Below are 6,000 nucleotides of genomic sequence, written 5' to 3'. Positions count from 1 at the left end.
GGGTGGCGCTCGTGGCCCGCGACGACGACCCGGCCGACGCCGTGACGGGCGGTGCCGCCGCCGGCACCCGGGGACTGCCGATCCTGCTCACGTCGAAGGCCGGCCTGCACGGCGCGACCGCCCAGGCGCTCGCCGAACTCGGCATCAGCCGCACGCTGATGCTCGGCGGCACCGCCGCCCTCGAGCAACCGGTGGAGGATGCCCTGCGGGCGCACGGCCGCAACCCCGAGCGGGTGTTCGGCCGGAGCCGGACGGAGACGTCGGTGGCGATCGCACGTCACGGCAACCTGTGGGCGCGGACCACCCTGCCGAAGCGGGCGGCGTTCGTCGGTCTGAACGGCTACCACGCGGAGACCTGGGCGCTGGCCTTGTCGGTCGCCCCGTTCGCCGCCTACCTCGACGCGCCGGTGCTGCTGACCACCGCCGCCGACGTGCCGATCGGAGCGCCGGTCCCAGGGCGGCCGGGGGAGCCCGGTTGGTACCTGTCGCACCTGCTGGTGGCCGACGGTGCCAGCCCCGTGGACCTCACCTTCGTGTACGTGGGGATCGGCCGCTGGTCCGACCGCCACGCTGCGGAGAGCTTCCGCTCCTACGTCCTGCTCGGGGCGTAGCCCCGTACCCGGCGGGGCCGGCGGTTGCCGGTCGTGCGGGTCTGTGGAACACTGGACACGAGGCGGCGTAGCCGCCTTCACCGTGCCCGTTCGGGCGCCTGGTTGAGTGAGACGGTCGAACTGAACGATGAGCTCGTCGGGTTCCGACCATGTCGGACCCGCGAAGCCACCGGCGGTGCGACGACCCGGTGCGACGACCAGGTCCGGTTCCCCGCATCGGCGTGCAGCCGAGCGCGGACGACCGGCGGCGCCCCGCAGGGTGCCGGGCGCGGCGGGACAGGGCCAGCAAGGAGGCGACGTGGCGGTCACGCTCCCCGACGACAAGCAAGCCATCATCGACAAGTTCGCGCGCCAAGAGGGCGACACCGGGTCGCCGGAGGTACAGGTCGCGCTGCTCACGGCGCGGATCAGCCACCTCACCGAGCACCTGAAGGCCCACCACAAGGATCACCACTCCCGTCGGGGCCTGCTGATGCTCGTCGGCCAGCGCAAACGCCTGCTCGGCTACCTGCGTGGCACCGACATCGAGCGCTACCGGGCGCTCATCGCGGAGCTCGGGCTCCGCCGCTAACCAACGACAGCGAGGCCGGGGTGACCCGGCCTCCCGACTGACCGTACTGACGAAAGAGGCATCCGACGCGTCGGTCGTCAGTGGAGACGGGTGAGAGCGCGGTCGGGGCCGAGGTGGGCTCCAACGGCGAACACTCAGACGCCTCCACTGAAGACCGGCGACCCGGACGGCCTCTCCCCGGTCCGACCAGACCTCGGCCCGGTGCAGACAGCGGCGGTCCACGGACCGCGGAAGGAGGCCCCAGTGGGCAGGCTCGGCACGATCGAACACACCGTCACCGTCGATGGCAGGAGCCTGCGCTTCGAAGGCGGCCGACTCGCTCAGCAGGCCGGTGGGTCGGTCGTCGCATCGATGGGTGACACGACCGTCCTGACCACCACCACGGCCGGAGCGGTCAAGGAGTTCCTGGGCTTCTTCCCTCTCACCGTCGACGTCGAGGAGCGGATGTACGCCGCCGGGAAGATCCCCGGCGGGTTCTTCAAGCGTGAGGGGCGCCCGTCGGAGAACGCGATCCTCACCGCGCGGCTGATCGACCGTCCGCTGCGCCCGACGTTCGCTGACGGTCTGCGCAACGAGATCCAGATCGTCAACACCGTGCTGCAGACGGGACAGGTCGACCCCTACGACGTGGTGGCGATCAACGCGTCGTCGGTGTCGACGCTGCTGGCGGGGATCCCGTTCGACGGTCCGGTCGCTGCTGTGCGCTACGGCCTGCACCGTGACGGGACCTGGACGGCGTTCCCCACCTTCGAGGACCTCGACTCCGACATCGTCTTCCAGATGGTCGTCGCGGGACGCGTCGACGAGGGCGGCGACGTGGCCATCCTGATGGTCGAGGCCGACGCCACCGTGCACGCCTGGAAGCTGATCGAAGACGGGGCGCCGGAACCGACCGAGGAACTGATCGGCGACGGCTTGGAGCAGGTCAAGAGCGTGCTGCGTCAGTTGTGCGAGGCGCAGACCGCGTTCGTCGAGAAGGTCGGGGCGCGCGAGACGTCGCCCGAGGACTTCCCGATCTTCGTCGACTACACCGACGAGGTGCTCGCCCACGCCGCCCGGTTCGAGGACCGGCTGCGCGAGGCGTACACCCGTCCGGGGACCAAGAAGGAGAAGAACGCCCACGTCGCGGCCGTGCGTGACGAGGTCATCGCCGACGTGCGGACCAACGGTCCCGCCAACCTCGACGAGGACGAACGGGGCAAGCAGGCCAAGCAGGCTTTCCGGAGCCTGGAGAAGACGGTCGTGCGCAAGCTCGTCAGCGAGACCGAGACGCGCGTGGACGGCCGCGGACCGGGCGACATCCGGTCGTTGACCGCCGAGGTCAACGTCCTGGACAAGGTCCACGGGTCCAGCATCTTCGAGCGCGGCGAGACCCAGGTCGTCAACGTGCTGGCGCTGGGCGCGCTCCGCGAATCCCAGCGGCTGGACACGCTCGCCCCCGAGGAGGAGAAGCGCTACATCCACCACTACAACATGCCGCCGTACTCCACGGGCGAGGCCGGCCGGATCGGCTCGCCGAAGCGCCGCGAGATCGGTCACGGGCTCCTCGCCGAGCGTGCGGTGCTGCCGGTCGTCCCCGATGAGGACGCCTGGCCGTACGCGATGCGGCTGGTGTCGGAGGTGGTCAGCTCCAACGGGTCGACGTCGATGGCCAGCGTGTGCGCATCGACGCTGTCGCTGATGGACGGCGGGGTGCCGATCCACGCCCCGGTCGCCGGGATCGCGATGGGGCTGATCAAGGAGGGTGACAGCTACACCACGCTGACCGACATCCAAGGGGTGGAGGACTTCTTCGGCGACATGGACTTCAAGGTCGCCGGCACGGACAACGTCGTCACCGCGTTGCAGCTCGACACCAAGCTCACCGGCATCCCGGCGGACGTCCTGGCGTCCGCACTGCTGCAGGCCCGCGAGGCACGGCTGAAGATCCTCGAGGTCATGGTCGCCACGATCGGCGAGCCACGGACCGAGGTGAAGCCCAACGCCCCGCAGGTGATGACGATCCACATCCCGATGGACAAGATCGGCGAGGTGATCGGCCCCAAGGGGAAGATCATCCGCGAGATCACCGAGGAGACCGGCGCCGACATCGACGTGGACGACGACGGTGTCCGCGGGATCGTCCGCATCTACGCCGCGCAACGCGATCAAGCTGACGCCGCTGCCGACCGCGTGAACGCGATCGCGAACCCGGTCGTACCCAAGGAGGGCGAGCGCTACCGCGGGACGGTCGTCAAGACCGTGGACTTCGGGGCGTTCGTGTCGCTGACGCCCGGCGTGGACGGTCTGCTGCACATCTCCAAGATCGGGCAGAAGGCCGGGAAGCGCCTGGACCACGCCGAGGAGGCGCTGTCGGTCGGCGACACCGTGTACGTCGAGGTGAAGGAGGTCCGCGCCGGCGGGAAGTACTCGCTGGACTTCGTCGACGAGGGTCAGGAAGGCGACGGTGAGCGCCGCGAGGCAGAGGCCGCGGCCGAAGCAGGCCAACGGGGAAGCGGCGAGCGCGGCGAACGCGACCGCGGCGACGACCGTCAGCGTGACCGCGGACGGCGCGAGGGCGACCGCGGCGACGACGCTGGACGCGTCCGCACCCGGACCCGCAGCCGCGAGTAGACCGGCCTGACGCGAGCGTCCGCGAGGCGCCCGCGGCAGTGGCCCGCGAACCTGGCCCGCGAACCTGGCCCGCGAACCTCGGAGGACCGGTGGACGTCGTACGCACGCAACTCGACAGCGGCATACAGGTCGTCACCGAACCCATGCCCGCGGTGCGCTCGACCGCGATCGGTTTCTGGATCCGGGTCGGTTCACGAGACGAACGAGGCCCCGGCGACGGCCGGGCAGGCGACGACACCGGCGCGTCTCACTTCCTCGAGCACCTGCTGTTCAAGGGGACGGCCGCCAGGAGCGCCAAGGACATCGCCGCGGCGCTCGACGCCGTCGGTGGTGACCTCAACGCCTTCACCTCCAAGGAGTACACCTGCTTCTACGCGCGGGTGTTGGACCGCGACCTGCCGGTGGCTGCAGACGTGCTCGCCGACATGATCCGCTCGGCCACCATCGCCGCGGCTGACGTCGACCAGGAACGCCAGGTGGTCCTCGAGGAGATCAACATCCACGTCGACACGCCCGAGGACCTGGTCCACTCCGACTTCGCCGACGTGGTGCTGCGCGGCCATCCGCTGGCGCGGGAGGTGCTGGGCACAGCCGACTCCATCGTGGCGATGCACCGCGATCAGGTGTACGGCTACTACGAGTCGTACTACCGGCCATCGAACGTGACCGTGGCGGTCGCGGGCAGCGTCGATCACGACGCGGTCGTCGCGCTGGTGGACGGTTTCGCCGGGGACCTGGGACGCCCCGGCGGCCACCGACCGGAGCGGCACCCGCCGCAGCGGTACGGCGCCGGTGACGTCAACGTCCGCCACCGTCCGACCGAGCAGGCCCACGTGGTGCTCGGCGGACGGGGACTGGCCCGCGACGACGACCGGCGGTTCGCGCTCCTGGTCGCCAACGCGCTCCTGGGTGGGGGGATGTCCTCGCGGTTGTTCCAGGAGGTGCGTGAGCAGCGCGGCCTGGCGTACTCGACCTACAGCTACCACGCGTCCTACGCCGACGGCGGGTACTGGGGGACCTACGCCGGGACGACCCCGGCCAAGACCGACGAGTTGCTGAAGGTCCTGCGCGAACAGCTCGACCGCCTCCCCGACACGCTCGACGCCGAGGAGGTCGCCCGCGCCAAGGGCAATGTCAAGGGCGGGATGGTGCTCGGGTTGGAGGACACCGGCTCACGGATGACCCGGCTCGGGAAGATGGTCTGTACCGACGTGGACCTGATCGGCGTCGAGGAGACGCTCCAGCGCATCGACGCGGTCGACGTCGACCAGGTCCGCACCGTCATCCAGGAGCTGTACGCGCCACCACGCTGTCTGGCGGTGGTCGGCCCGTTCGACGACGGCGATCGTTTCGGCGAGGTCGTGGCCGACTGATCCGTCGAGGTCGCTGCCTCCTGCCGTGGCGCCTACCCTGTGGCACCGGCGCGGCGGGAGGTCGACGGACATGGTCAGGGTCGGCGTCGCCGGCGCGGAGGGCCGGATGGGGCGGACCGTCTGTCAGGCTGTCGTGGACGCCGACGGCCTCGACCTGGTCGCCCGGATCGACGAGGGCGACGACCGCCGTGACCTGGCCACCGCTGGGGCGGACGTCGTGGTCGATTTCACGACGCCGGCTGCCGTCGGTGAGAACGTGGCCTGGTACCTCGAAAACGGGCTGCATGCCGTGGTCGGCACGACCGGGTGGACCGACGAGGACGTCGCGGGTTGGCGGCAACGGTCCGACGCGGGGTCGGCCAACGCCGTGGTGGCGCCGAACTTCGCGCTCGGCGCGGTGCTGCTGATGCACCTGGCGCAGACCGCATCGCGGCACCTGCCCCACGTCGAGGTGATCGAACTACACCACGACGGCAAGGCGGACGCTCCCAGCGGCACGGCGCTGCGGACCGCCGGGCTGCTGGCCCGGACCCGTCGCGACGCACCCGAGCCGGTCCTGGGTGACCAAGAACATCCGGGGGCGCGCGGGGCCGAAGCGGACGGCATCCGCATCCACGCCATCCGCTTGCCCGGCTTGGTCGCCCACCAGGAGGTCCTGTTCGGCGCCGAGGGCCAGACGCTGTCGATCCGGCACGACACGGTCGACCGGACCGCGTTCATGCCCGGTGTGCTCCTCGCCATCCGTGAGGTGCCGAACCGACGGGGAGTGACCGTCGGGCTCGAGCACCTCCTCGACCTTGGAGAACCATGAACACCGACCGCTCCCCGGGCG

The 6,000-nt window shown here is 70.7% G+C and carries 5 protein-coding genes; all 5 read left to right on the top strand.

The features are described from left to right. Positions 1 to 611 (top strand): cell wall-binding repeat-containing protein (locus M3N57_05085; GenBank protein ID MDP9022071.1); only part of this gene is annotated, 611 nt, incomplete at its 5' end. Between the two features lie 298 nt (positions 612 to 909). Next, complete coding sequence (gene rpsO / locus M3N57_05080) at positions 910 to 1,182, top strand: 30S ribosomal protein S15 (GenBank protein ID MDP9022070.1); 273 nt, start codon at positions 910 to 912, stop codon at positions 1,180 to 1,182. 243 nt (positions 1,183 to 1,425) lie between these two features. Then, the gene (locus M3N57_05075) at positions 1,426 to 3,795 is read left to right on the top strand and encodes a polyribonucleotide nucleotidyltransferase (protein MDP9022069.1); all 2,370 of its coding nucleotides are present in this window, start codon (positions 1,426 to 1,428) and stop codon (positions 3,793 to 3,795) included. Between the two features lie 89 nt (positions 3,796 to 3,884). Next, on the top strand, positions 3,885 to 5,168 hold the full coding sequence (locus M3N57_05070; GenBank protein ID MDP9022068.1) for an insulinase family protein: 1,284 nt from the start codon (positions 3,885 to 3,887) through the stop codon (positions 5,166 to 5,168). Positions 5,169 to 5,238: 70 nt separating this feature from the next. Beyond that, positions 5,239 to 5,979, top strand: a complete 741-nt coding sequence (gene dapB, locus M3N57_05065) for a 4-hydroxy-tetrahydrodipicolinate reductase (protein MDP9022067.1) — start codon at positions 5,239 to 5,241, stop codon at positions 5,977 to 5,979. The last annotated feature ends 21 nt before the right edge of the window (positions 5,980 to 6,000 follow it).

Source organism: Actinomycetota bacterium (assembly GCA_030776725.1).
Lineage (GTDB): Bacteria > Actinomycetota > Nitriliruptoria > Nitriliruptorales > JAHWKO01 > JAHWKW01.
This window is presented reverse-complemented; position numbering and strand designations above follow the sequence as displayed.